The following is a 22,061-nucleotide window of genomic DNA, read 5'->3' on the forward strand; positions in this document are numbered from 1 at the left end:
GCGATCCTTTAAACTGATGCCAAATTCAAGCATAGGGAAGTTAAGTGCCATCGCGAAATCTAACCTAATGAAAGATAACGCGATAAGCAGACTAAGACCTAAGTTAGATTAACCGCCAATCGAGGCCAGATGTTGCGTCACGCCAGTAATGCCCTGATGCAGATAATGGGTTTCCTTCTTCTGCGCCAGTTGACCGTGTAACCGCTCGATTAATTCCGCTTGCTGACTCGGGTGTTGCATTAGATCACGCAAATCGATGCCAGACTCGGTAAAGAGGCATAAGTGCAACTTACCCTTGGCCGAGACCCGCAAACGATTACAGCTCGCGCAGAAGTTAGTGGCGTAGGGCATGATCAAGCCGATACGGCCCTTAAAGTCACTGTGGCTGAAGTTTTGCGCAGGGCCATCGTCGGCACGAGGCGTATCTAATTGCCAGCCCTCCGCTTGCAGCTGCGCTTTAATATCGGCGCCCGCCAAATGGTGAGCTTGGAAATACTCGCGGCCAAGGCCTGTTTCCATCAGCTCAATAAAACGCAGATCGATGGGCGTGTGCTTAATCCAATTCAAAAAGCGCGGTAAATCTTTATCGTTCATACCCTTGAGCAATACCGCATTGACCTTTACGCGCTCAAAACCCGCGGATAAGGCGGCATCGATACCACGCATCACCTCGTCGAACTTATTTTCGCCGGTGATCTGGTAAAACATCTTAGGATCTAAGCTGTCTACCGACACATTGATACGGCGCAGCCCTGCGTCGAACCACTCTTGGGCATGCTTCTCGAGCCTATACCCATTAGTGGTAGTAGCTACGGTATGAATACGTGGGTTGTCGGCAACCACTCGAATGATATCGGTAAAATCTTTACGCAGCGTGGGTTCGCCGCCAGTGATACGGATTTTTTGAGTGCCAACCTGGCTAAATGCGGACACAAGGTTTTCTATCTCACTGAGAGATAAAAACTGTTGTTTGCCATTCGGATGATAACCATCTGGGAGGCAATAACTGCATTTGAAGTTACAAACGTCAGTGACTGACATTCGTAAGTAATGAAATTTACGACCAAAATTGTCTTGTAATTGAGACATGATCACCTTTCCAAGTGTGGGAGGCGAGTGCATTTCTTTACTCACCCCAGTGGCCTTATTGCCACGGCTACACCCCCATATCTGTTGACTTAGGTAGGCAAGCTCGGAGAACCGTCAACCGTGATTATAAGCCGAAAGTATTGCCTAGCTATACCCCCAAACAGGTATTTCTTGATCCGCTTCAAGTGGGCGTGAACAATCTGTGACAGCCCTCACCCAAAGATTTGTCATTATTTAGGCTAAACAGCCCGCTTAGCCCCTGTGCCCTGCGGTGATTTTGAGGTAAGGTGGACATCAGCAATAAAACGCCCGTTTACAAACAAACTACAACACCCGGTAAAAATCGGGGATATGCGAAGGAAGAGGTGAACTGATGGAACGCGAATCAATGGAATTCGATGTTGTTATCGTCGGCGCAGGCCCAGCTGGCTTGGCCACTGCGTGTCGGTTGATGCAGATATCACAGAGTTCAGGCAAAGAAATTACCGTCTGCGTGGTAGAAAAAGGCTCCGAAGTGGGCGCGCACATTCTCTCTGGCGCCGTATTCGAACCACGAGTGTTAGATGAGCTATTCAGCGACTGGCGCGATTCAGGCGCTCCCGTCACTACAGCCGTGACCCACGATGAAATCTATCTACTCAATTCCGCCACCGACAGCAAGCTGATGCCCAATGCGTTTGTGCCTAAAACCATGCACAACGAAGGCAACTATATTGTCAGTGTAGGTAACCTCTGCCGTTGGCTCGCGACCCGCGCCGAAGCGCTCGGCGTAGAAATCTTCCCTGGCTTTGCCGCCAGCGAATTACTCTTCAATGAAGATAACAGCGTGAAAGGCATCCTGATTGGTGACATGGGCGTCGGTGCCGACGGTCAGCCGAAAGACAGCTTTATGCCCGGCATGGAACTACACGCCAAATATACCGTGTTCTCAGAAGGTTGCCGTGGTCACTTAGGCAAACAGCTGATCGCGAAATACCACTTAGATAATGGCAAGACACCACAACATTACGGATTAGGCTTTAAAGAAATCTGGAAAGTCCCCGCCGAACAACACGAACAAGGTAAAGTGGTGCACACAGGTGGTTGGCCATTAACCGATGGCGCATCGGGTGGCGGCTTCCTCTACCATATGGAAGACAACCAAATTGCCGTGGGGTTGATTATCGACCTCAACTACAAGAACCCACACTTAAGCCCGTTCGATGAGTTCCAACGTTATAAGACTCACCCGGTCATCGCCAAATACTTAACTGGCGGTGAGCGTTTGACCTATGGGGCTCGCGCAATCACTAAGGGCGGCCTGAACTCACTGCCGAAGATGAGTTTCCCCGGCGGTCTGCTGATTGGCTGCGATGCAGGTACCTTAAACTTTGCCAAAATCAAAGGCACCCACACCGCCATGAAGAGCGGCATTGTCGCGGCCGAAACCTTAGCTAAAGCGATGCTGGCCGAGGTCGAAGGCGGTAAAGATCTGGATTGTTTCCAAACCCATCTGGAAGAAAGCTGGTTACACGAAGAGTTAAATAAGTCGCGCAACTTTGGCCCAGCAATGCACAAGTTTGGCACTTTCCTCGGCGGCGCATTTAACTACATAGATCAAAACTGGTTCGGCGGTAAGTTCCCTATCACCCTGCGTGATGAGCACCCAGACTATGCACAAATGGCCCCAGTCAGCGCCTACAGCAAGATTGATTATCCCAAGCCCGATGGCAAACTCAGCTTCGATAAGCTCTCTTCAGTCTACCTGTCGAGCACTTATCATGAGGAAGACCAGCCTTGCCATCTGCGCTTAAAAGACAACAGCATCCCGCTCGGGATAAACCTGACGCAATTTAACGAGCCGGCCCAGCGTTACTGCCCTGCCGGCGTATACGAAATCGTTGAAGAAGCAGGACAACCTAAGTTTGTCATCAATGCGCAAAACTGCATCCACTGCAAAACCTGCGACATTAAAGACCCGAGCCAAAACATTACTTGGGTGACGCCCGAGGGCGGCGGTGGTCCAAACTACCCAAATATGTAACTCAACCGGAATAAGGCGCTCATTGAGCGCCTTATTTTTGCTTGCCTTCACGCCACACTTTGGTCACAATTGCGCCATAAAAATCACATGCTCCAAATCAGCAACTCATTTCCATCTATACTCTACATAACAAGATCTACCGCAAGAGCAACAGGTTAGGCCCAATAAATGTCTTGTACGCTGTTTTATTCGGCATTCGACCTAAACAGAGGTTAACTTTTAACATTTCTGTCCGATACTTGTTATTGGCTAGAAAACGTCGACCGATATTTCTAAACGTCTAACACAGGCATATTGATATTTATGATATTGAATAACCTTACTATTAAGCAGAAAATCCTGCTGACAGTGACATTTGCTGTGCTGCTGTCGACCATACTCGTGGGCGTCCTCAGCCAACGTAGTGCAAAAAGCGTGGTACAGCAGCGTATGCTCGGGTCGGAAATGCCCAGCCTAATGATGCAGATCCGCAACAAGATTGAGCTAGATATTTCGAGCTTAATGAATGCCGCCGAACAACTCGCGAGCAGCCGTATGTTGCTGCAATGGCTTGAAAACGGTCGTCCACAGGAGCAAGAACCGCAAGTCGTTGCCCAGCTGAAGGATATCACCCGCCAATATCATTTGGCTCAAGCCTCATACGCCGATAGACAAACCGCCGCCTACTACACTCAGGATGGTTTTTTACGTGTACTCACCCCCGCGCAGGACGGTTGGTTTTTTGGTTATCGCGACAGCGGCCAAGAGCGGATGCTTAACGTCTTTACCGAAGCCAATGGCGAGGTAAAACTATTTATCAACTATCAGCAACCTAATGGTCGCGGACTCGTTGGCCTCGCCAAATCCCTCGATGATATGGTGCGCCTACTGGGCTCCTTTAAGATTGAAGAAACTGGCTTTGTTTACTTAGTCGATGCCAAAGGCGAGATAAAACTGCACCCCGACGCCAGCCAAATTGGCAAGAGCAGCCTCAAGAGCTTGTACTCAGGCGCGAATATCAGCTCATTACTTAATCGTAATGATTTCAACCTGATCGATACCAAAATCCAAGGTGAAAACACCTTCGTAGCCAGCAGCTATATTCCCTCCATGGATTGGTATCTAGTGGCACAAGTGCCCGAAGCCGAAGTGTTCGCCCTGCTGACGGATGCCGCCTACCAGATCTTAATTTGGACCTTAATCATTGCCGCAGGCTTTATTATGCTGGCGATTGTGGTGGCAGGTTCAGTAAGCCGCCCTATCGCACAAGTCGCGGCAATGTTCCGTGATATCGGTGAAGGTGAAGGCGATTTACGTCAGCGCCTCCCCGTTAAAGGTGAAGATGAGATTGCCCAACTAGCGCAAGGATTTAATAGCTTTATCAGCAAAATCCAAGACTCAGTGATTGAAGTAGCCCAAACCAGCGAACAACTCGGCTTCTCAGCGAAGGATGTGTCTAATCAGGCGCAGCAAACCCTTGAAGACAGCCATGAGCAAAAAGACCGCACTATGATGGTCGTAACCGCCATCAATGAGATGGGTGCCACGGTGAATGAAATCGCCAGCAATGCCGCCCAAGCCGCTGTTGCGGCAAAAGATGCCGATACCGAATCCAATAGCGGCCAAGTGGTGGTGACCCGTGCTCGAGATACCATCAATCAGCTCTCCCAAGATGTAGAGCAAGTTGGTGAAGTGATTGAATCCCTCGCGACTCATACCAAGTCTATCGGCGGCATTCTCGATGTGATCCGCGCGATTTCGGAGCAAACTAACCTGTTAGCGCTGAACGCCGCGATTGAAGCCGCACGTGCAGGTGAAGCGGGACGAGGCTTTGCCGTGGTAGCCGATGAAGTCCGTAATCTGGCATCGCGCACCGCCGCATCGACCAACGAAGTCCAAGGTATGATCGACAAGTTGCAATCCGAGGCCAGCCGAGCGGTGAATGCCATGGCCCAAAGCCGTGCGCGCTCCCACGAAGGGGTTGCCGCCGTCGATGAGGCGAGCCAATCTCTGGTAGGCATTAGTGACCGTATTGGCCTGATCAGCGATATGAACATTCAGGTGGCTGCAGCGACGGAAGAGCAATCGACCGTGGTGGAAGATATCAACCGCAACGTGACCGAAATTAACGAGATCACCCAGCGCACTGCCAGCACGGCACAAGCTGCAGCACAGGCGAGCTTAGCGCTAAATCAACTCGCCCACCGCTTAGACACCTTAGTGGCGAAATTTAAGGTGTAAGCCCAAGAGGGATTGAAACCAAACAAAAACGCCTTAGCGAGTCCCTCCCTAAGGCGTTTTTTATTGAATCGCTTTAAAAGCAATTAGTTATCGGAAAGGAACTTAATCGTCAGCGGATAACGATACACTTGACCTTCGCTCGCCTTGATGATCCCAAGAATAGTGCAAACTAAGTCGAGGATACCGAGGATGATCAAGAAGATAAAACCAATGCCCACAAAGGCTAACAGCCCGCTGATAATCACATAGATCAACAGGCTTAATTTAAAGTTCAAGCAACTACGGCCGCATTGGTCGACAAAAGCCGACTCTTCACGTTTCATTAACCACATAATCAGTGGTCCGAGAATCGAGCCTAATGGCACTAAATAACCGATTAAACTGGAGGCATACACAAGTAAGCCAAAATCTCTTTCACTCTTAGTCACTGACTCTATCATTACACTTTCCCTGTATTATCGTTTGAAAAATAAAGTTTATTTACCTTTTGGCCCATATAAGCGCATCTGCCAATCTTCGACTTGCTGTGTCGCTAAGCGTCGCTGCAGACTATTCACCCAGCTTTGTGCCAACCCTTCACAGGAGGCGAGTCTATCATAGGCTTTGGCATCGTATTCGGGTGAGAAGTACAACGCCATGGCCTCGGCGACACTGATATCGGTTTTACGCTCGACTAATTCTATCCTGTCGTTTAGCTGAATCACACCTGGGGTTAATACTCTGTAAAACCAACCGCATAGCTGACTCTGCTGCATGGCGAGGGCAAAGTCTCTATGGCCAAATTGCAGGTTCAATTTAAAGCAAGGTGAGCGCGGCTGAGTCACCTGCACTGTGACGGCACCGATTTGCAGGATATCGCCGATATTGACCTCGGTTTCATTCAAACCAACAGTGCTGATGTTTTCACCCATGCTCGGCGCATCTTCAAGTTGGGTGATTAAATCCCAGCGACGGTACTGACCATAATGCTCGCGGGGAAAATGATGCAGCACTCGGTCGAGTCCGCCATGGTGCTTAGGATCGGCCTGCGTATCGCCTTCGACATGATCGACATTCACTCGCAACTGCTGCGCCGATTTTTTACCGTCGATGCCAGTAGAAACACCGTCAATCTCTTGCAGAACCGCCCCTAAATACAAACCCGATAATCTATTTACCAACAAGGTCGACATTTATTACTCCTACTTCATCGCTATCCGTCACCGAACTCTGCCCGCACGGCTCAGCCACTAAACGCAGCGTTGAGCCAAACAATCCCTTTAGCAGATTTGGCCATCATAACAGCATACTACTGATTGAGAACCACTTGATTGCGCCCCGCTTCTTTCGCCTGATACAAGGCGAGATCCGCTCGTTTAATCAAATCTTCCGCGGGCTCAAGTTTTTGGTATTCGGCAACCCCAATACTCACAGTGATAGCGATGTGCACGCCATTGACTTTTAATTCGCGCTGGAAAATTAAATCCCGGAAATGCTCCGCCAATTCAGCGGCATGACTAAGATCCATCTCAGGCAATAACACGATAAATTCCTCGCCGCCCCAACGGCAAAGTACATCCTGCTCTTTTAACTGACTACGCAGCAGGTTAGTGACGGTTTTTAATACTAAGTCACCAATGCTGTGACCATAGCTATCGTTCACTTTTTTAAAGTGGTCGATATCGACAAGCAGGATTGAAATCGCTTGCTTGGACAGCTTTGCCTTCTCTAATGCCTGATGGAAATACTCTTCAAACACTTGGCGATTAGCGGCGCCAGTGAGTTTATCGGTTGAGGCCATGACCTCCAGTTTGCGCTGATAACGACCTAAGGTCATGTTTGAAATCAGTAAAATCCCAATTGTCACCAATAAACTTAAGCCCAAGTTACCCCAAAAGGTATTCAGCAGCTCTTGCTCCTGCGGCACATCTTCCTGCTCAACGATAAGATACCATTTGAATTCAGGGACGAGACGACTGTTTAAGTGAACCGTTTTACCATTGCGTTGATAACTAAAGGCCGCGCTCGGGCTGGTTAAAATCCGCGTGGCCAGCAACTCAAGTCCGGCGGTAGTCTGCAAAGAATCGGCACCATCATATTCATCCCCATGGAGGGTAACGTTGCCCTGCCTGTCGGTGAAAAATACCCGGCGGTTGTAACGTTTCTGATAGAGCTCGATCAACGCCTTGACCTTTTCAACCGCAAGGCCAACACCGGTGACACCAATAAACTTACCTTCAAAATCAAAAACCTTGTAGTTAACAAATACGGTTGTCTTAGTCCGATCCGCCGTATCGGCATCGATATTAATCTCGTAATGTTCTGACTCGGGTAACGAGCGCACGCGAAAATACCAGGCATCGTTTGGGTCGATATCTTGGATTTTCTTTAAAACTCCCGAAGAGTGGTAGTAATTACGGCTCTGCTCCGAGACAAAAAAGCTGGTGACGGTATCGTATTTATCTTGGATTTCTTTGAGGTAACGGATCAGTTTTTCGGGTTCTTGTTCGTGGTTTAACATCCAGTCACGCACAAAGGTATCCTGCGCCATAAGCGAGGAGATAAAGATGGGACGAAGCAGATCCTGTTGAATTTCAGAATAAATATTGTCGCTGGTTAGGGGTAAAGTATTGCTCTCAATCTGCTGACTCAAGGAGTCATGGGCCACTTTATAACTAATGCCACTGGTGACTAAAAAGGCCACCAGTAACAATACTGACAGCAACCAAATAAACTTCTTTTTATCATTCCAAACGTGATTGCCCATTTCCAACTCCAACAACGGCAGGCTTATTATTCTATTTCAACGAGATGCGTTGCCTGAATGTTAACGTAAACCCTCGCCAACCGCACAATATTTCCACAATATGAACGTTCGGTAACGGAATAACATTATTCGAGCTAAAAAAATGCCCCGTTGGGGAAACGGGGCAAACATGCGAACCAACAAAATGGGAGAAAAGCACAAGAAAACGTTAAGGGACAAGAGCTATTCGTCACTGAACACACTCTAGCAAGCCCATGTGACAGAAAGATGACTTCCCTTGCACGTCACGTTGAGGCTAATCAGCCATTCTAACCTTCTAAATAGTGTTTCAATGCTTCACCTGGGATCGAGCTGTCGGTGGCCACGGCAAATGCCGCCCAAATCGCGCCTTCGGCCATGGCTTCGGTAATAGTTTTTCCCGCACATAAGCCATGGATAAGCCCTGCGGCATAGGCATCTCCCGCCCCTGTGGTATCGACAACCTCAGCAGGCACAGCCGGGACATGCTGCACATAGTCTCGGGTATACACCTTAGCGCCACGCACACCGTCGGTGACGACAAAATAACGTAATGATTCTCCGCCAATGCTCACGCCATAATCCCAAGAAGCGACATCACAGCGACCTTGCATATCACTCACGGAAGCCAGTAACACGTGGCAAGGGCGCGGCCTGTCATCCTTCGCCAGTTGTGCGATCACAAGGCAATGATCCAGTGCGGTTTTCGCCCAACTAACCGTACCCTCAGCCGAGGTATTAAAATACAACGCATCCCAATGCTGCCATTTGGGTGGCACTGATAATTCAAAAACTGGCCGCTGCGGACGAATGATGGTGCGCTCACCATCGGGCGTCATCACCAGTAACATTTCGCAGGTATTTCCCGCGCGGCGCTGCACTAAACGACAATCGAGCCCTTGAGTACTCGCCTCAGCGATGACCCAGTCGCCCATTTCATCCCGCCCGACTTGGCTCACCAGTGCAACTCTATGGCCCGCCCATACCAGTCCGAGCCCAGTATTGGCGCCACCACCACCTAGCCTTTGTCCGCCATCTTGGTAATGAAAGCGTCCGCCCGTTTTCAATGGTTTATCAAGGATCAACACTCGGTCACAGTTAAGATTGGCCACCAGCAAAATATTTGCCATGACAGAACTCCATAATGAAACAACAGACCGCGCTAACTCTCGGCGAAGACTCGGTTAAAAGAGCCCTCAATCTAGACCAAAACCTCAGGTGACACAATCGCAGCTATCAAGGTGTTGAACCCCATCACGGCAGCCAATAGCAGTTTTTGCTGTAAGACTTTATCCATATTTGAATTCAGCGAGACAGCCTACCAGGTACCTTAAACGTTAAATAAAATCGTGCAATATATTGATAAATAATAGAAATATTCTCAAGCATGTGATTTTTAGACATTTATTCATAAAAGTGTCATCAAATGCCATCCAACACTAGATTAGAAAAAGGTTAAGCTGGCGCTTCAAGGATGAAAGACGAAAGGAATTCGTATGCTTATCGACTGGATACATCAAGATATTGATGGACAAGAGCAACTGCGTCGTTATCGACAATGTTTAGAAGAGTTTAGCGAGTTGGAGTTTCATGACGCCTATGTCGCCAAGATACAGCATGAATATCAGTTATTAAAGGCGTTATTTGAGGAGCAGTCGGTTCAACACTTTGAGCCTAACTGCTCCGAACAATAGGATGTTGGTTAATCGATCATCTTAAAGGGAGAAAGCGAGGTAAACTTTACATCCAGTTGCCAATCTTGGATCACCATCTCCGAAGGTTGCCAACTGTCATCCACCCATTCGTAAATAAGGCCAGGATCTTCCTCTGCGTTCACCAATAAACGACGACCATCTTTTAACACAACCGTATAATCAAGCCCTTGAGCATCAACACTTTCAATATCCCCCAAGACTTTGTGATGAATGCTTGAAATTGCGCCAGTCGCTTTCACTGCATCAGCTTCTTTCGCGCCGCTGTAAAATCTCAGTGCCTCATTGGTAGCGGGTTTATGAAATACAAACTCTTCAGTCACGCCCACAACGATCGACGGATCAAGCTCATACCAAGCGGGTATCCATAATGCGTTCATTGCCATCCCGTTATATCCTGCATAATAATTTTACGGACGAGAACATTCTGCCTTAACCTTGGCAGATAAAATACTGGTCAGGGATAAAATAATTTTAACCTTCTGCAGACAATTCCCCTCAGACTGTAACCCACATAACTGCAATAAAAATGATGCCGATAAGGTCATATGCTGTACTTCGAGTTAATGATTGGAGCCATGCGGACTTTCTGTTAGCTTGAAAAAACAGCTCAATAACTGCCACATTTTGTTGATAGAGTGATCCAATAAACCCGCGCCACGTATTGAGCCTGACAACCCATAGCCACCACTATGGCACCAGCTTGCCCTATGGAGAAATCGAATATGCCAGTTTTGCAAACACTCAAACTTACGGGTGAGAATGAGGCGCTGAAACGTCAAGAGCTTAAACAATACTTCAATCAAACTTGGGCACTCTACGAATCCCTCTTCGAGTTGATAAAGCACGATGAGGCTTATTACGTTAAAGCCGAACCGCTGCGCCATCCGCTGATTTTTTACTTTGGCCATACCGCCACTTTCTATATCAATAAACTCAAGCTGGGTAAGTATCTCGATGAACGAGTGAATGATCACTTTGAATCTATGTTTGCCATCGGTGTAGACGAAATGTCTTGGGATGACCTCGACGAAACCCACTATCAATGGCCAAGTGTCGCAGAGGTAAAGACTTATCGGGATCAAGTCAAACAGGTCGTCAATCAACTGATTGATACCATGCCAATCACTCTGCCGATCAGCCAAGACAGTCCCGCTTGGGTCATCTTGATGGGCATAGAACACGAGCGCATTCACTTAGAGACCTCTTCCGCCATTATTCGCCAGCTTCCATTAGAGGATGTGAGTGCCAATGCCCAGTGGCCAGAATGTCAGGATGTTGGTAGCGCCGAACCCAATCAACTGCTTACCGTAGCGGGTAAAAAAATCACCTTAGGTAAAAAAGAGCAAGACAACACCTATGGCTGGGATAACGAATACGGTAATAAGAGCTTTAAAGTCGCCGACTTTAAAGCCTCAAAGTACTTAGTGAGCAATCAAGAATACCTCGCCTTTGTCGAAGCGGGAGGCTATCAAACGCAAGACTATTGGAATGAGGAAGGCCAAGCTTGGCTGACGTATACCCAAGCCCAAATGCCGCGCTTTTGGCGTCGCCGCGATGATAAATGGTGGCAACGTAACCTCACCAGCGAAATCCCTTTGCCGCTCAATTGGCCCGTCGAAGTCAATCAACTCGAAGCTAAGGCCTTTTGTAATTGGAAGGCGCGCCAAAGCCATAGCAATATTCGCCTGCTCACCGAGGCCGAGTGGTATATCTTGCGGGAAAATGTACCGAGCGATGCCCCCGACTGGCATGAAGTTCCAGGCAATATCTCGCTGGCTTATTACGCCTCTTCCTGCCCAGTGAACCGCTTTAAACACAATGATTTTTATGACATTGTCGGCAATGTCTGGCAATGGACTGAAACCGCTATCGACGGTTTTAATGGTTTTGCAGTACATCCACTCTACGATGATTTTTCGACGCCCACCTTCGATGGCAAGCACAATCTGATTAAGGGCGGCTCGTGGATTTCAACGGGCAATGAAGCCATTGCCGCTTCACGCTATGCCTTCAGGCGTCACTTTTATCAACATGCTGGATTCCGTTACGTCGAGTCGTTGCAAAATCCAGAACAAATGGCCGAGGTCAATGTGTACGAAACCGATGAACTGATTTCCCAGTATTTAGAATTCCACTATGGCGCCGAGTACTTTGGTGTGCCTAATTTTTGTGTTAATGGGGTACAACAAGCACTCAACGAGATCCAACTCGAGCACACCACCAAAGCCTTAGATATAGGTTGCTCAGTCGGACGCGCCAGTTTTGAGTTAGCCAAAGTGTTCGACCACGTGGATGGCATCGACTTTTCGGCGCGCTTTATCCAGCAGGCTTACGCTCTGACCGAACAAGGCGAAAAACGCTACACCATTCGCACCGAGGGAGACTTACAGGAATTCAAGAGTGCCAGCCTTGCTAAACTGGGATATCTTGGCGAAGCCAAAAAAGTCAATTTTATCCAAGGGGATGCCTGTAATCTCAAACCAATCTACACAGGATACGATTTGGTCTATGCCTCAAATCTAATCGACAGATTGAACGACCCTCATCATTTCCTCACCAGTATTGGGCAACGCATCAATCAAGGAGGATATCTGGTTATCGCCTCGCCCTATACTTGGCTCGAAGACTACACGCCAAAGGATAAATGGCTTGGGGGGATTAAAGTCAAAGGGGAGAACTTCACTACTTTAGATGGGTTAACCGAAACCTTGATAGGCCAATTTGAACTCGTCGCGGTGAAAGAAATCCCCTTCGTTATCCGCGAAACCAAGCGTAAATTCCAGCATTCGATTTCAGAAATGACGATCTGGCGTAAGCGTTAGTTTTCAAGATTAATAGTCGCCCTAAAGAAAAATCCGCCAGATAATCCTTTCTGGTGGACGCATGACAAACGGCACAGCAATAATAGTCATCCAGTTGCAAGAACGACGAATGCTCGGCATTGCTTACCTATGCTTGGCACTGCGTCCTAGACCTTAAACTGAGCCGTTGTTAAACCAAGTTGGTTTGCAAGCCCTAACAGGCTGCGGGTGCTCGCCGCCACTTGGCTGATGGCCGCGCTATTTTCCTCCGCCGCCGCGCTGAGCCCTGCAATGCCTTGGGCTATCGTCGCCGACACTGTGGTTTGTTCCTCTGCGGCCATTGCCGTTTGGATCATTAAGGCTTTAAGTGTTTCAAGCCGCATAGCAATATCATCCACCGCCGCTTGCATGCCTTCGGCATCCTCAGCCGTTTTAGATGCCTCAGACGAACAAGTCACACTATGCTGCGCCAGCACACCCGATTGCTGCTGGATCCCCTGCAATACCTTTCCAATATCCTGCGTCGCCTCTTGTACCTTCACCGCAAGTTGCCGCACTTCATCGGCTACCACCGCAAATCCACGCCCATGCTCGCCTGCTCGGGCAGCTTCAATCGCCGCATTGAGGGCTAACAGATTGGTTTGCTCGGCAATCGCATTAATCACATCCAGAACGCTGCCGATTTTCTGGCTATCTGCCTCAAGATTTCCGACCTGCTGATGAATGGCGGCAAAACTTGCTAGCGTCACCTGTAAGCTTTGGCGAGTACTCGCAAGATTTTGTGAAAGAATGCCACTCGATTGAGTACAAGAGGCCACCTCATCGGAGGATTTCAGTGTATTGGTACTGATTTCGGCGGCGGCATAACTCATTTCCTCTACGGCCGTGGCTAACATATCGGTCTCTTTCGCCTGCAATTGAATGCTGCAATCGGCCTGACACATAGCCGCAGAATTTTGCTCTGCGGCAGACTCTAGCTCGTGGCCCATCCCCACCAATTGGCTAATAATTTCCTTTAATTTGGTCTGCATCCGCGCCAGCCAGCTCATTAAGTGATTATCGACATGGGCGTGGGAGAGACTATGGGTTAAGTCCCCGGAGGCGATAAGGCTAGTCAAATGGCACATATCCTCGGGCTCACCACCCAGAGGTTTAAGCACAAAGCTGGTCACCAGTTTTGCGGCCGCGATCGCCAGCACCACAGACAAGGCACACACCATCAGCCCGATATACATCATATGGTAGGCAGGCGCGGCGATTTCACTCACATCAATCTCGGCCATTAAGCCCCATTTGAGCCCCATTTCAATGACTGGCGAGTAGGCTGAGATAACCAGATTATGATTGTAATCATAAACCTGCATAACCCCCTCTTTGCCAGCTAACGCAGCTGTCACCGCCAGAGTGTCGACACCATTTTTAGCGACCGAGCCTGCAAAGGAGGCAGATACGGTGCGATTGATGGGGTCAAGAAAAGAGTCAGAACGCATTCGATTATCGGGGCCGATGAGATAGGTTTCCCCCGAATCCCCCATCCCTTCGCGGATCTGCATCACGCGGTTGATCCGCTCGATAGAAACCTGTGCCGCCACCACAATATGCTGCCCATGATATTGAATGCCTTGGCCAATAAAGGCGGCTGCTTGTCCGTTTGATGGTGCATAGGCAGAAAAATCCTGTAAAAACACAGTGTCCGATGTCGCGAGCGCCTTATCAAAGAGTTGTGCAAGCCCTGAAGAACGATAGGGCCCAGTACGCAAATTGGTCCCGTAATCAGGCTCTTTCGCCACAGTATAAAAAACCGTACCGTCATCGGTGATGATAAACAGATCGTAAAAACCCAGCAGTTTGTTGAGGGATTTGAGCGTTGAGTCTAAATCGCTCAAGGTTTCTAGATTCGGCTGGCTGGCAATCACAGCGCTAACGGACTGTAAGTTATCTGAGAAATCTTGAAACATACCGTTGATCTGCCGTTGTTTAATCTCTCTAACTCTCTAACGGCCACCAAACGGGATTGAGCCTCTGCAAATAACTCATTTTTGGCAAGATAGGTCACTATCGCTGTCGATAGGATCAGAGGTAACAGAACGATTAACAGACTAATCAGTTGAATTTTACGCGTAAATCCCATGGAGACACTCCTTGTCGCACTCAAGATTCCATAATTACTGGCAAAACAACTACCGTTAAAACTATAGGTGAAGATTGAAACCTCAACCAAGTGAGGCCATTTTTTTATTCAGTACGCAACTCGCTAATTGAATAACCATTAACCTTGCTCAGGCACTTTTATGCATATTTCCTTGAAATGTATAAGAGGCAATGGAAATAGCGTTATTAAGTGATACATAACGTTGACGATGAAAATTTTCACATTGACGAAAGAATAGAAATCACATCAAATTGAATACAAATTCACATCCATACAAATGGGAGCGTAACATGGAGTTAATCGAGCAAGTCTCAGTCGCGAAAAAAGCCAATATTTACTTTGAGGGTAAAGTAGCCAGCCGCAGTGTATTTTTCAGCGATGGCAGCAAAAAGACCTTAGGCGTGGTCCTCCCTGGAGAATATGAGTTTTCCACCTCTCAAGGGGAAATCATGCAGGTTACCAGCGGCAGTTTCGAGGTGTTACTGCCAAATAACACAACCTGGCAAACCTTTAGCGAAGGCAGTCAATTTGAGCTCGCGGCCAACGTCAGCTTTAAAATCCGCAACAGTGCGATAGCCGAGTATTGCTGTAGCTACCTGTAAGACCCTTACCGAGGAATGCTTAACCAGCTTAGGCATTCCTGAATCGTTAGCGCTTTTGTGTTGATGCAAATTAGACCACTAGACGACTGGTCTAATATACTTTATAATCCTTCGCCATGAAATCTGAAACCCAATCGACACGTCAGCATATTCTCGACGTTGGATACTCACTGATCCTCAAACAAGGCTTTTCGTGCCTAGGCTTAGCCCAATTACTCAAGGCTGCCCAAGTCCCTAAAGGCTCGTTTTATCATTATTTTAAATCCAAAGAGCAATTCGGTGAGGCCTTGTTGGCGGGGTATTTCGAGCAATACCAAGCTGAGCTTGATTGCCTGTTTAACGAGACTCAACTCTCAGGCTTTGAGCGCCAAATGCAATACTGGCAAAGGTGGTTGCACGTGCAGCAGGACGGCTGTGTCGATCAAAAATGCCTAGTCGTTAAGTTAAGTGCTGAGGTGGCGGATCTCTCTGAGGCCATGCGCCTTGTGCTTTTAAAGGGGTCGGCTGGCATCATTGAGCGCTTAACCCAGTGCATTCAAGTGGGGATTGCCGATAAATCCATCTGTGAACAGGATGCCCAGGCAACAGCAGAGCTGCTGTATCACATGTGGCTCGGTGCCAGTTTGATGAATAAACTCGGCCACAGCCATGCCGCTTTAGAGCGCGCCCTTGCAATGACCGAATCTATTTTAAAGACCAAAACCATGGGTTAATGCCAGCAACACTGGCACACCAATTAATCCGCAACCCGTTAATGAACAATGAAATATCGCCTCTTCGGCTTGATTTATCATTTAGTAGCCAAACAAACCTAGACGACTGGTCTACTAAAATCATTTTCCAACCATAGGACACATAGCAGTATGTTCAATTTCGCCTACTACAACCCAACCCGAATCCACTTTGGTAAAAACACCATAGCTGAAATCGACACCTTAGTGCCTCGCGATGCTAGAGTCATGGTGTTATTTGGCGGCAGCAGCGCCAGAAGAACAGGCACCTTAGCCGAAGTAAAACAAGCGCTTGGAAATCGTTTCGTGGTCGAGTTCGAGGGAATCGAACCTAACCCAACCTACGAAACCCTGATGCAGGCTGTCGAGCAAGTTCGTGAATTAAACATCGACTTTTTACTCGCAGTCGGCGGCGGTTCTGTGATCGATGGAACTAAGTTTGTTGCGGCGGCAGCGGTATTTGAAGGCGAGCCTTGGGATATCCTCACCAACTGGGGCGCGAATGTGACTAAAGCCATACCATTTGGCTCGGTATTAACCTTGCCTGCGACGGGTTCAGAGATGAACAACGCCAGCGTGGTGACCCGTAAGTCGTTGAAAGCTAAACTGCCGTTCCGTAACGACTTAGTTTATCCGCAATTCTCAATCCTCGACCCAACTAAGACCTTCACCCTGCCAGAAAGACAAGTGGCGAACGGCGTTGTCGATGCCTTTGTGCATATCACAGAGCAGTACCTCACCTACCCGGTCAATGCGGCGGTGCAGGACAGATTCGCCGAAGGCTTGCTGCAAATTTTGATTGAACTAGGGCCACAGGCACTCACACAGCCAGAAGATTACGATATCCGCGCCAACTTAATGTGGGTCGCGACTATGGCACTCAATGGCACGATTGCGACAGGTGTGCCGCACGACTGGGCAACACACATGATCGGCCATGAGCTAACGGCCTTATATGATATTGACCATGCCCGCACCTTAGCCATTGTATTGCCAGCATTATTACGCTGCACTAAGGCCGCTAAGCGCGAGAAGTTACTGCAGTTTGCTGACAGAGTGTGGCACATCAACACCGGCTCGGAAGATGAACGTATTGAGGCCGCGATTGCGAAAACCCAAGCCTTCTTCGAATCCATGGGCATTGCAACCCACTTATCTGCCTACGATTTAGGTAAAGAAGCTGTCGATGCTGTCGTCACTCAGCTTGAGCAGCATGGCATGGTTGCCCTAGGCGAACATGGCAATATCGATCCCGCTATGAGCCGCGATATTTTAACCTTGGCGCTCTAAGCTTTCGTCACTGTAGTCAACGCACCATAGTGGTGCGTTGACACTCCCCTAAAAGAGGCAAACTCGGCTGCGCCTCAACATCCAAACCGCTCTCACCTTCACTCCACAAGATATTTGCCGCTATAACCATGCTCGCTACAAAGTTGCAGGCATAAAATCAACCCCGCGTTTATTCCCACACTAAACCGCAACCGAGCTGAATAAACACCATGATTTTTGGTGAAAAAACGACTAATCTTGTAGAACTTCATCTCCAAGGCAAAAGGACTTTCGCATGCGTGCATTCACCCTCATCAGCTTATTGCTGCTCAGCCTGTTCGCTCAGGCAACAGTGTATAAATGGGTCGATAAGGATGGAAAAGTCCATTATTCAGATGAGCCGCATCCCAATGCCGAGGTTGTTGAGTTAAAAGAGAAAACCCTCAATCAAATTGCACTGCCCCCCGTAAAAAATGACGCGGATGATTCGCAAGTGATCCAGCAAATCCAGTATCAAGTCGTCATCACCTCCCCAGAAGAAGAGGAAACCGTGAGGGACAATAACGGCGACTTTCAGGTCACGGCCACTGTCACCCCGGAGATCAAAAGCCAGTATCTGATGGCACTAAAACTCGACGGTCAAACGGTCGGCCAGCCTCAAGTGGGCGGCATCTTCCAACTTAAGAACATCGACCGAGGTGAACATACCATTGTTGTCGATGCCATGACTCAAAACGGCAAAGTCTTTGCATCTAGCTCCCCACGAAAGATATTTCTTCATCAAGCGGCGATGAATCCAGTCCCGAAAAAACAACCGAAATCTAATTAAACCATTTAATAACAATTGATTAGGTCGTTTTTATTCAATCTAGCCGTTTGATGAAGTCGAGTTGCAGCATGCACCAAATCGGTGCAACATAATGGTGCAACCCCATTTTCAGGAACGGTAGATGGATAAAGAGACTCTGCTTAATCATTTAGTCACCGCGGTACTTGTCATCGATAAGGATCTTAAGCCTTGTTATGCCAACGCCGCAGCAGAGCAACTATTAGGTGTCGGTAGCCATAGGTTAGTCGAGCAAGCCCTGCCGGAGCATTATCAAGTCCTTGGCGTTGATGCCCAATTACTGAGTGATGCGGTGAAAGCTGGCCAAGGCCTCACAGTTAACACGGCGACCTTAGTGACCTTAGATGCCCAGCATCATACCGTCGACCTAACGCTGATCCCGCTCGAAGACGAAGCACAATTGAGCCTGCTTGAACTGAGACAGGTGGACCAGCAACGCCGGATCCACCAGCAACTCAGCCAAGATGCCCAGCAACAGGCGGCGCAATTTCTGGTGCGAAATTTGGCCCACGAGATCAAAAATCCTCTGGGTGGCCTGCGTGGCGCGGCACAATTGCTCTCGCGGGAATTAGAGGATCCGGCACAAAAGGAATTTACCAATCTGATCATTGAGCAGGCCGACCGCCTGCGCAGCCTAGTGGACAGATTGCTCGGCCCGCAGCGACCGACCCAACATAGCCTGCACAACATTCATCAAGTGGTGCAGAAGGTTTATAAACTGGTGGAAATGGCTCTGCCCGCCAATATTCAGCTAAAACGCGACTACGATCCTTCGATTCCCGATATCGAGATGGATCCCGACCAAATGCAACAAGCCGTGCTGAATATTTTGCAAAATGCGGTGCAAGCCCTTGAGCATACTGGTGGCGAAATCCTGATCCGCACCCGCACACAACATCAGGTCACTATCGGTTCGCAGCGCCACAAGCTCGTGCTGACCCTGTCCATTATCGACAATGGCCCAGGTATACCACCAGAGCTGATGGACACGCTGTTTTATCCCATGGTCACCAGTCGTGAGCAAGGTTCGGGACTCGGCCTATCGATTGCCCATAACATTGCCAGATTACACTCGGGCAGAATCGATTGTGTATCCAGCCCTGGGCATACCGAATTTATCATTTCGTTACCGATTTTAAGCGCCAAATAATCAAGACAAACCAACACATACCGTATGAGGAAGCAAAATGCGAATGAGTGAACAAGTGTGGATCCTCGACGATGACAGTTCGATACGTTGGGTGCTCGAAAAGGCGCTACAAGGCGCGAAACTCAGCACAGCCAGCTTTGCCGCGGCCGAATCACTTTGGCAAGCATTAGAGATTTCCCAGCCACGGGTCATAGTCTCAGATATTCGTATGCCGGGCACCGATGGCTTAACCCTGTTAGAAAGGCTGCAAATCCACTACCCGCATATACCCGTCATCATCATGACTGCACATTCGGATTTAGACAGTGCCGTCAGCGCCTATCAGGCGGGGGCATTTGAGTATTTACCCAAGCCCTTCGATATTGATGAGGCGATATCCTTAGTCGAGCGCGCCTTAACCCATGCGACCGAGCAAAGCCCCGCACCTGCGGCGCAGGAGACGCAAGTCAAAACGCCCGAAATCATAGGTGAAGCGCCCGCTATGCAGGAGGTGTTTCGCGCCATCGGCCGATTATCACGCTCCTCAATCAGCGTGCTGATCAACGGCCAATCGGGTACAGGTAAAGAGCTGGTTGCAGGCGCATTGCACAAACACAGCCCACGTAAGGATAAGCCCTTTATTGCCTTGAATATGGCGGCAATTCCCAAAGACTTAATCGAATCAGAACTCTTCGGCCATGAAAAAGGCGCCTTCACCGGCGCGGCAAACGTGCGCCAAGGACGCTTCGAGCAAGCCAATGGCGGCACCCTGTTTTTAGATGAAATAGGCGATATGCCGCTGGATGTGCAAACTCGCCTGCTGCGAGTGCTCGCCGATGGGCAATTTTATCGCGTCGGCGGCCATAGCGCCGTCCAAGTGGATGTGCGCATTATTGCCGCTACTCACCAAGATCTGGAGCAACTCGTACTCAAAGGGGGATTTAGGGAAGACCTATTCCATCGGCTCAATGTTATCCGCGTCCACTTGCCGCCGCTGTCACAACGTCGTGAGGATATTCCCCAATTGGCAACCCACTTTTTAGCCTCCGCCGCGAAGGAGATTGGTGTCGAGGCAAAAATCCTCACCAAAGAGACCGCCGCCAAGCTATCGCAACTGCCTTGGCCAGGGAACGTCAGACAACTCGAGAATACCTGTCGCTGGCTCACGGTAATGGCCTCAGGGCAAGAAATCCTGCCCCAAGATTTACCCCCAGAGTTACTTAAAGAGCCCGCCAGTATAAATCCCATGGCAAAAGGCAGCCAAGATTGGCAATCGGCACTCACAGAGTGGATTGACCAAAAACTGTCTGAGGGAAATAGCGATTTATTAACTGAGGTTCAGCCGGCCTTTGAGCGTATTTTGCTCGAAACTGCATTACGCCATACCCAAGGGCATAAACAAGAAGCGGCAAAACGTTTAGGTTGGGGAAGAAATACCTTAACGCGAAAACTCAAAGAATTGTCTATGGATTAACCATCCATTAAAAAGCAAAAAAGGGATATAACTATCCCTTTTTTATTATTTAGATTTAATCTAAATCATTAGAACTGATAATGAACACCAATTGCCAGTTGCTTCATATCGGTGTCGATATCGTTCACATTTAAATAGCTGTGGTCAGCATCTAAATCACCTGTGGTGACATCGTAGCTAAAGCGCACATTTAAATGCTCGGTCACGGCAGCATTAATACCTACGCCGTACGTCCAACCAAAGCCTGTGAAATCTTCATCGAAACCAAAACCGTCAAAATTCATAGCCATAGATGCAACACCAATTTTTGCATAAGCCGAGAACATATCATTGATTTGCAGAGTAAACTTAGGCGTAAAAGTTAATGCGCCCGCAGTGACATCCGTATCGCGGTCGCCCAAATTGGCCGTCGCAAATAAATTGGCTTCTAAACCAAACCACTCGTTGAAGTTGTAACCACCGTAAACACCGAAACCTGTGCCAGTATCTGAATCATCAAAAACATCCACAGCTACGCGGTTTAGTGCGCCACCCACATAGAAACCAGTAGTATCGGCAGCCGCTGAAGCTTGGCCGGCCACTAATGCAGATAATAAAGATACCGCAACTAAAGATAGTTTTTTCATTATATTTCCCTAATGAGTTAACTTGAGTAGTAAACGCTGCGGATATTACAACAAACAAATAATAAGGGTGACAGTTTGTAAAAACTAAATGCGCTTTATACAGGAAGCATTCAGCTTTAAATTAAACAATAACAAACTAGATGCACTTAAGTATTAAATAACATACTCAATATTAAACAATAAGTATTAACTGACTATTCGCAATAAATTCATGATACCAAAATAACACCAACGAATTATCGAACGGCGTTTTCGTTCATCAAGGCATTCAATAATCATGACCTTTCCTGACTGCGCGCATGTAACACGGCTGCGCCACATCAACAAGGGCCAAATATGCAGTCGGTAGCCCCGCTGCGCGATATTGAATGAGATCGTTCTCGGCCAATAATATAAAGATTGGCGCAGGATAAGCTCGCTCCAAACGCCCGTAGGAGGATTGACTAAATACGGTTCAGGGAGTTTTGAATCAGGCCCCGCGCTCGCGGCGGGGGCATGTTCAGCAATCAACTCGAAGCGGGTCGAAAATTTATGATAACGGCAGATGAGCCGAGTCTGTTCGGCCAAGGGATGAACCTGCTGCTGTATCCATGACATAACCATTCCTTTGGTTGTTACT

General features: G+C 48.4%; 18 protein-coding genes, 1 pseudogene and 1 riboswitch. Of the genes and pseudogenes, 10 read left to right on the forward strand and 9 right to left on the reverse strand.

Going from position 1 to position 22,061, the window contains the following annotated elements; translation table 11 throughout:
- Positions 1-108 precede the first annotated feature (108 nt).
- On the reverse strand, positions 109-1,089 hold the full coding sequence (moaA, locus tag ACUZ8J_RS19815) for a GTP 3',8-cyclase MoaA (RefSeq protein ID WP_446694732.1): 981 nt from the start codon (positions 1,087-1,089) through the stop codon (positions 109-111).
- A riboswitch (molybdenum cofactor riboswitch) is annotated at positions 1,077-1,210 on the reverse strand. It overlaps the preceding gene by 13 nt.
- A 252-nt stretch (positions 1,211-1,462) precedes the next feature.
- Between moaA and ACUZ8J_RS19820 the strand changes: the two genes are divergently transcribed.
- A complete protein-coding gene (locus ACUZ8J_RS19820) occupies positions 1,463-3,112 on the forward strand; it encodes an electron transfer flavoprotein-ubiquinone oxidoreductase (RefSeq protein ID WP_446694733.1) in 1,650 nt (549 codons plus the stop codon).
- A 303-nt stretch (positions 3,113-3,415) separates the two neighbouring features.
- Positions 3,416-5,332 carry a methyl-accepting chemotaxis protein gene (locus tag ACUZ8J_RS19825; protein ID WP_011627491.1) on the forward strand — a complete coding sequence of 639 codons (1,917 nt, stop codon included), beginning with the start codon at positions 3,416-3,418 and terminating at the stop codon, positions 5,330-5,332.
- Positions 5,333-5,415: 83 nt separating this feature from the next.
- Here the strand turns inward: ACUZ8J_RS19825 and ACUZ8J_RS19830 are convergent, their stop codons facing one another.
- The 4 genes from ACUZ8J_RS19830 to ACUZ8J_RS19845 all read right to left on the reverse strand — a co-directional run bounded on the left by ACUZ8J_RS19830 (position 5,416) and on the right by ACUZ8J_RS19845 (position 9,226).
- A complete protein-coding gene (locus ACUZ8J_RS19830) occupies positions 5,416-5,772 on the reverse strand; it encodes a DUF4870 domain-containing protein (RefSeq protein WP_011621077.1) in 357 nt (118 codons plus the stop codon).
- A 36-nt stretch (positions 5,773-5,808) separates the two neighbouring features.
- The gene (locus tag ACUZ8J_RS19835; protein WP_446694734.1) at positions 5,809-6,504 is read right to left on the reverse strand and encodes an MOSC domain-containing protein; all 696 of its coding nucleotides are present in this window, start codon (positions 6,502-6,504) and stop codon (positions 5,809-5,811) included.
- A gap of 116 nt (positions 6,505-6,620) precedes the next feature.
- Positions 6,621-8,078, reverse strand: a complete 1,458-nt coding sequence (locus ACUZ8J_RS19840; protein ID WP_446694735.1) for a sensor domain-containing diguanylate cyclase — start codon at positions 8,076-8,078, stop codon at positions 6,621-6,623.
- A gap of 308 nt (positions 8,079-8,386) precedes the next feature.
- On the reverse strand, positions 8,387-9,226 hold the full coding sequence (locus ACUZ8J_RS19845) for a PfkB family carbohydrate kinase (protein WP_446694736.1): 840 nt from the start codon (positions 9,224-9,226) through the stop codon (positions 8,387-8,389).
- A 366-nt stretch (positions 9,227-9,592) separates the two neighbouring features.
- On the opposite strand from ACUZ8J_RS19845, the gene ACUZ8J_RS19850 reads away from it, so the two are divergent.
- Positions 9,593-9,790 carry a hypothetical protein gene (locus ACUZ8J_RS19850; RefSeq protein ID WP_374917762.1) on the forward strand — a complete coding sequence of 66 codons (198 nt, stop codon included), beginning with the start codon at positions 9,593-9,595 and terminating at the stop codon, positions 9,788-9,790.
- Positions 9,791-9,798: 8 nt separating this feature from the next.
- Here the strand turns inward: ACUZ8J_RS19850 and ACUZ8J_RS19855 are convergent, their stop codons facing one another.
- Positions 9,799-10,194, reverse strand: a complete 396-nt coding sequence (locus ACUZ8J_RS19855; protein WP_086903936.1) for a hypothetical protein — start codon at positions 10,192-10,194, stop codon at positions 9,799-9,801.
- Positions 10,195-10,533: 339 nt separating this feature from the next.
- Between ACUZ8J_RS19855 and ovoA the strand changes: the two genes are divergently transcribed.
- Entirely contained in the window at positions 10,534-12,633 is a 2,100-nt protein-coding gene (gene ovoA / locus ACUZ8J_RS19860; RefSeq protein WP_446694737.1) for a 5-histidylcysteine sulfoxide synthase, read from the forward strand.
- A 146-nt stretch (positions 12,634-12,779) separates the two neighbouring features.
- Here the strand turns inward: ovoA and ACUZ8J_RS19865 are convergent.
- A pseudogene (locus ACUZ8J_RS19865) lies at positions 12,780-14,743 on the reverse strand (methyl-accepting chemotaxis protein).
- 311 nt (positions 14,744-15,054) lie between these two features.
- Between ACUZ8J_RS19865 and ppnP the strand changes: the two are divergent.
- The 6 genes from ppnP to glnG all read left to right on the forward strand — a co-directional run bounded on the left by ppnP (position 15,055) and on the right by glnG (position 20,816).
- Positions 15,055-15,366 carry a pyrimidine/purine nucleoside phosphorylase gene (ppnP, locus tag ACUZ8J_RS19870; RefSeq protein ID WP_109287091.1) on the forward strand — a complete coding sequence of 104 codons (312 nt, stop codon included), beginning with the start codon at positions 15,055-15,057 and terminating at the stop codon, positions 15,364-15,366.
- A gap of 116 nt (positions 15,367-15,482) precedes the next feature.
- Positions 15,483-16,079, forward strand: coding sequence for a TetR/AcrR family transcriptional regulator (locus ACUZ8J_RS19875; protein ID WP_446694738.1), 597 nt, complete (start codon positions 15,483-15,485; stop codon positions 16,077-16,079).
- Between the two features lie 150 nt (positions 16,080-16,229).
- Entirely contained in the window at positions 16,230-17,387 is a 1,158-nt protein-coding gene (locus tag ACUZ8J_RS19880) for an iron-containing alcohol dehydrogenase (RefSeq protein WP_446694739.1), read from the forward strand.
- Positions 17,388-17,661: 274 nt separating this feature from the next.
- Positions 17,662-18,195 (forward strand): DUF4124 domain-containing protein, encoded by a 534-nt coding sequence (locus tag ACUZ8J_RS19885; RefSeq protein ID WP_109287088.1) that lies wholly within the window; start codon positions 17,662-17,664, stop codon positions 18,193-18,195.
- Between the two features lie 121 nt (positions 18,196-18,316).
- Positions 18,317-19,363: a nitrogen regulation protein NR(II) gene (glnL, locus tag ACUZ8J_RS19890; protein WP_086903929.1), complete on the forward strand. Its 1,047-nt coding sequence runs from the start codon at positions 18,317-18,319 to the stop codon at positions 19,361-19,363.
- Positions 19,364-19,400: 37 nt separating this feature from the next.
- The gene (glnG, locus tag ACUZ8J_RS19895; RefSeq protein WP_088212550.1) at positions 19,401-20,816 is read left to right on the forward strand and encodes a nitrogen regulation protein NR(I); all 1,416 of its coding nucleotides are present in this window, start codon (positions 19,401-19,403) and stop codon (positions 20,814-20,816) included.
- Positions 20,817-20,884: 68 nt separating this feature from the next.
- Here glnG and ACUZ8J_RS19900 read toward each other — a convergent pair whose 3' ends face one another.
- Together ACUZ8J_RS19900 and ACUZ8J_RS19905 are read right to left on the reverse strand one after the other, a co-directional pair.
- The gene (locus tag ACUZ8J_RS19900) at positions 20,885-21,442 is read right to left on the reverse strand and encodes a porin family protein (protein ID WP_446694740.1); all 558 of its coding nucleotides are present in this window, start codon (positions 21,440-21,442) and stop codon (positions 20,885-20,887) included.
- Between the two features lie 186 nt (positions 21,443-21,628).
- On the reverse strand, positions 21,629-22,039 hold the full coding sequence (locus ACUZ8J_RS19905; protein WP_446694741.1) for a hypothetical protein: 411 nt from the start codon (positions 22,037-22,039) through the stop codon (positions 21,629-21,631).
- Positions 22,040-22,061 lie beyond the last annotated feature (22 nt).

The organism is Shewanella sp. Koi 1 (genome assembly GCF_052907445.1).

Excerpts from the sequence above, each read along its gene's own strand:
- moaA (WP_446694732.1), bottom strand. The coding sequence starts at position 1,089 with ATGTCTCAATTACAAGACAATTTTGGTCGTAAATTTCATTACTTACGA.
- ACUZ8J_RS19820 (WP_446694733.1), top strand. The coding sequence starts at position 1,463 with ATGGAACGCGAATCAATGGAATTCGATGTTGTTATCGTCGGCGCAGGC.
- ACUZ8J_RS19825 (WP_011627491.1), top strand. The coding sequence starts at position 3,416 with ATGATATTGAATAACCTTACTATTAAGCAGAAAATCCTGCTGACAGTG.
- ACUZ8J_RS19830 (WP_011621077.1), bottom strand. The coding sequence starts at position 5,772 with ATGATAGAGTCAGTGACTAAGAGTGAAAGAGATTTTGGCTTACTTGTG.
- ACUZ8J_RS19835 (WP_446694734.1), bottom strand. The coding sequence starts at position 6,504 with ATGTCGACCTTGTTGGTAAATAGATTATCGGGTTTGTATTTAGGGGCG.
- ACUZ8J_RS19840 (WP_446694735.1), bottom strand. The coding sequence starts at position 8,078 with ATGGGCAATCACGTTTGGAATGATAAAAAGAAGTTTATTTGGTTGCTG.
- ACUZ8J_RS19845 (WP_446694736.1), bottom strand. The coding sequence starts at position 9,226 with ATGGCAAATATTTTGCTGGTGGCCAATCTTAACTGTGACCGAGTGTTG.
- ACUZ8J_RS19850 (WP_374917762.1), top strand. The coding sequence starts at position 9,593 with ATGCTTATCGACTGGATACATCAAGATATTGATGGACAAGAGCAACTG.
- ACUZ8J_RS19855 (WP_086903936.1), bottom strand. The coding sequence starts at position 10,194 with ATGGCAATGAACGCATTATGGATACCCGCTTGGTATGAGCTTGATCCG.
- ovoA (WP_446694737.1), top strand. The coding sequence starts at position 10,534 with ATGCCAGTTTTGCAAACACTCAAACTTACGGGTGAGAATGAGGCGCTG.
- ppnP (WP_109287091.1), top strand. The coding sequence starts at position 15,055 with ATGGAGTTAATCGAGCAAGTCTCAGTCGCGAAAAAAGCCAATATTTAC.
- ACUZ8J_RS19875 (WP_446694738.1), top strand. The coding sequence starts at position 15,483 with ATGAAATCTGAAACCCAATCGACACGTCAGCATATTCTCGACGTTGGA.
- ACUZ8J_RS19880 (WP_446694739.1), top strand. The coding sequence starts at position 16,230 with ATGTTCAATTTCGCCTACTACAACCCAACCCGAATCCACTTTGGTAAA.
- ACUZ8J_RS19885 (WP_109287088.1), top strand. The coding sequence starts at position 17,662 with ATGCGTGCATTCACCCTCATCAGCTTATTGCTGCTCAGCCTGTTCGCT.
- glnL (WP_086903929.1), top strand. The coding sequence starts at position 18,317 with ATGGATAAAGAGACTCTGCTTAATCATTTAGTCACCGCGGTACTTGTC.
- glnG (WP_088212550.1), top strand. The coding sequence starts at position 19,401 with ATGCGAATGAGTGAACAAGTGTGGATCCTCGACGATGACAGTTCGATA.
- ACUZ8J_RS19900 (WP_446694740.1), bottom strand. The coding sequence starts at position 21,442 with ATGAAAAAACTATCTTTAGTTGCGGTATCTTTATTATCTGCATTAGTG.
- ACUZ8J_RS19905 (WP_446694741.1), bottom strand. The coding sequence starts at position 22,039 with ATGTCATGGATACAGCAGCAGGTTCATCCCTTGGCCGAACAGACTCGG.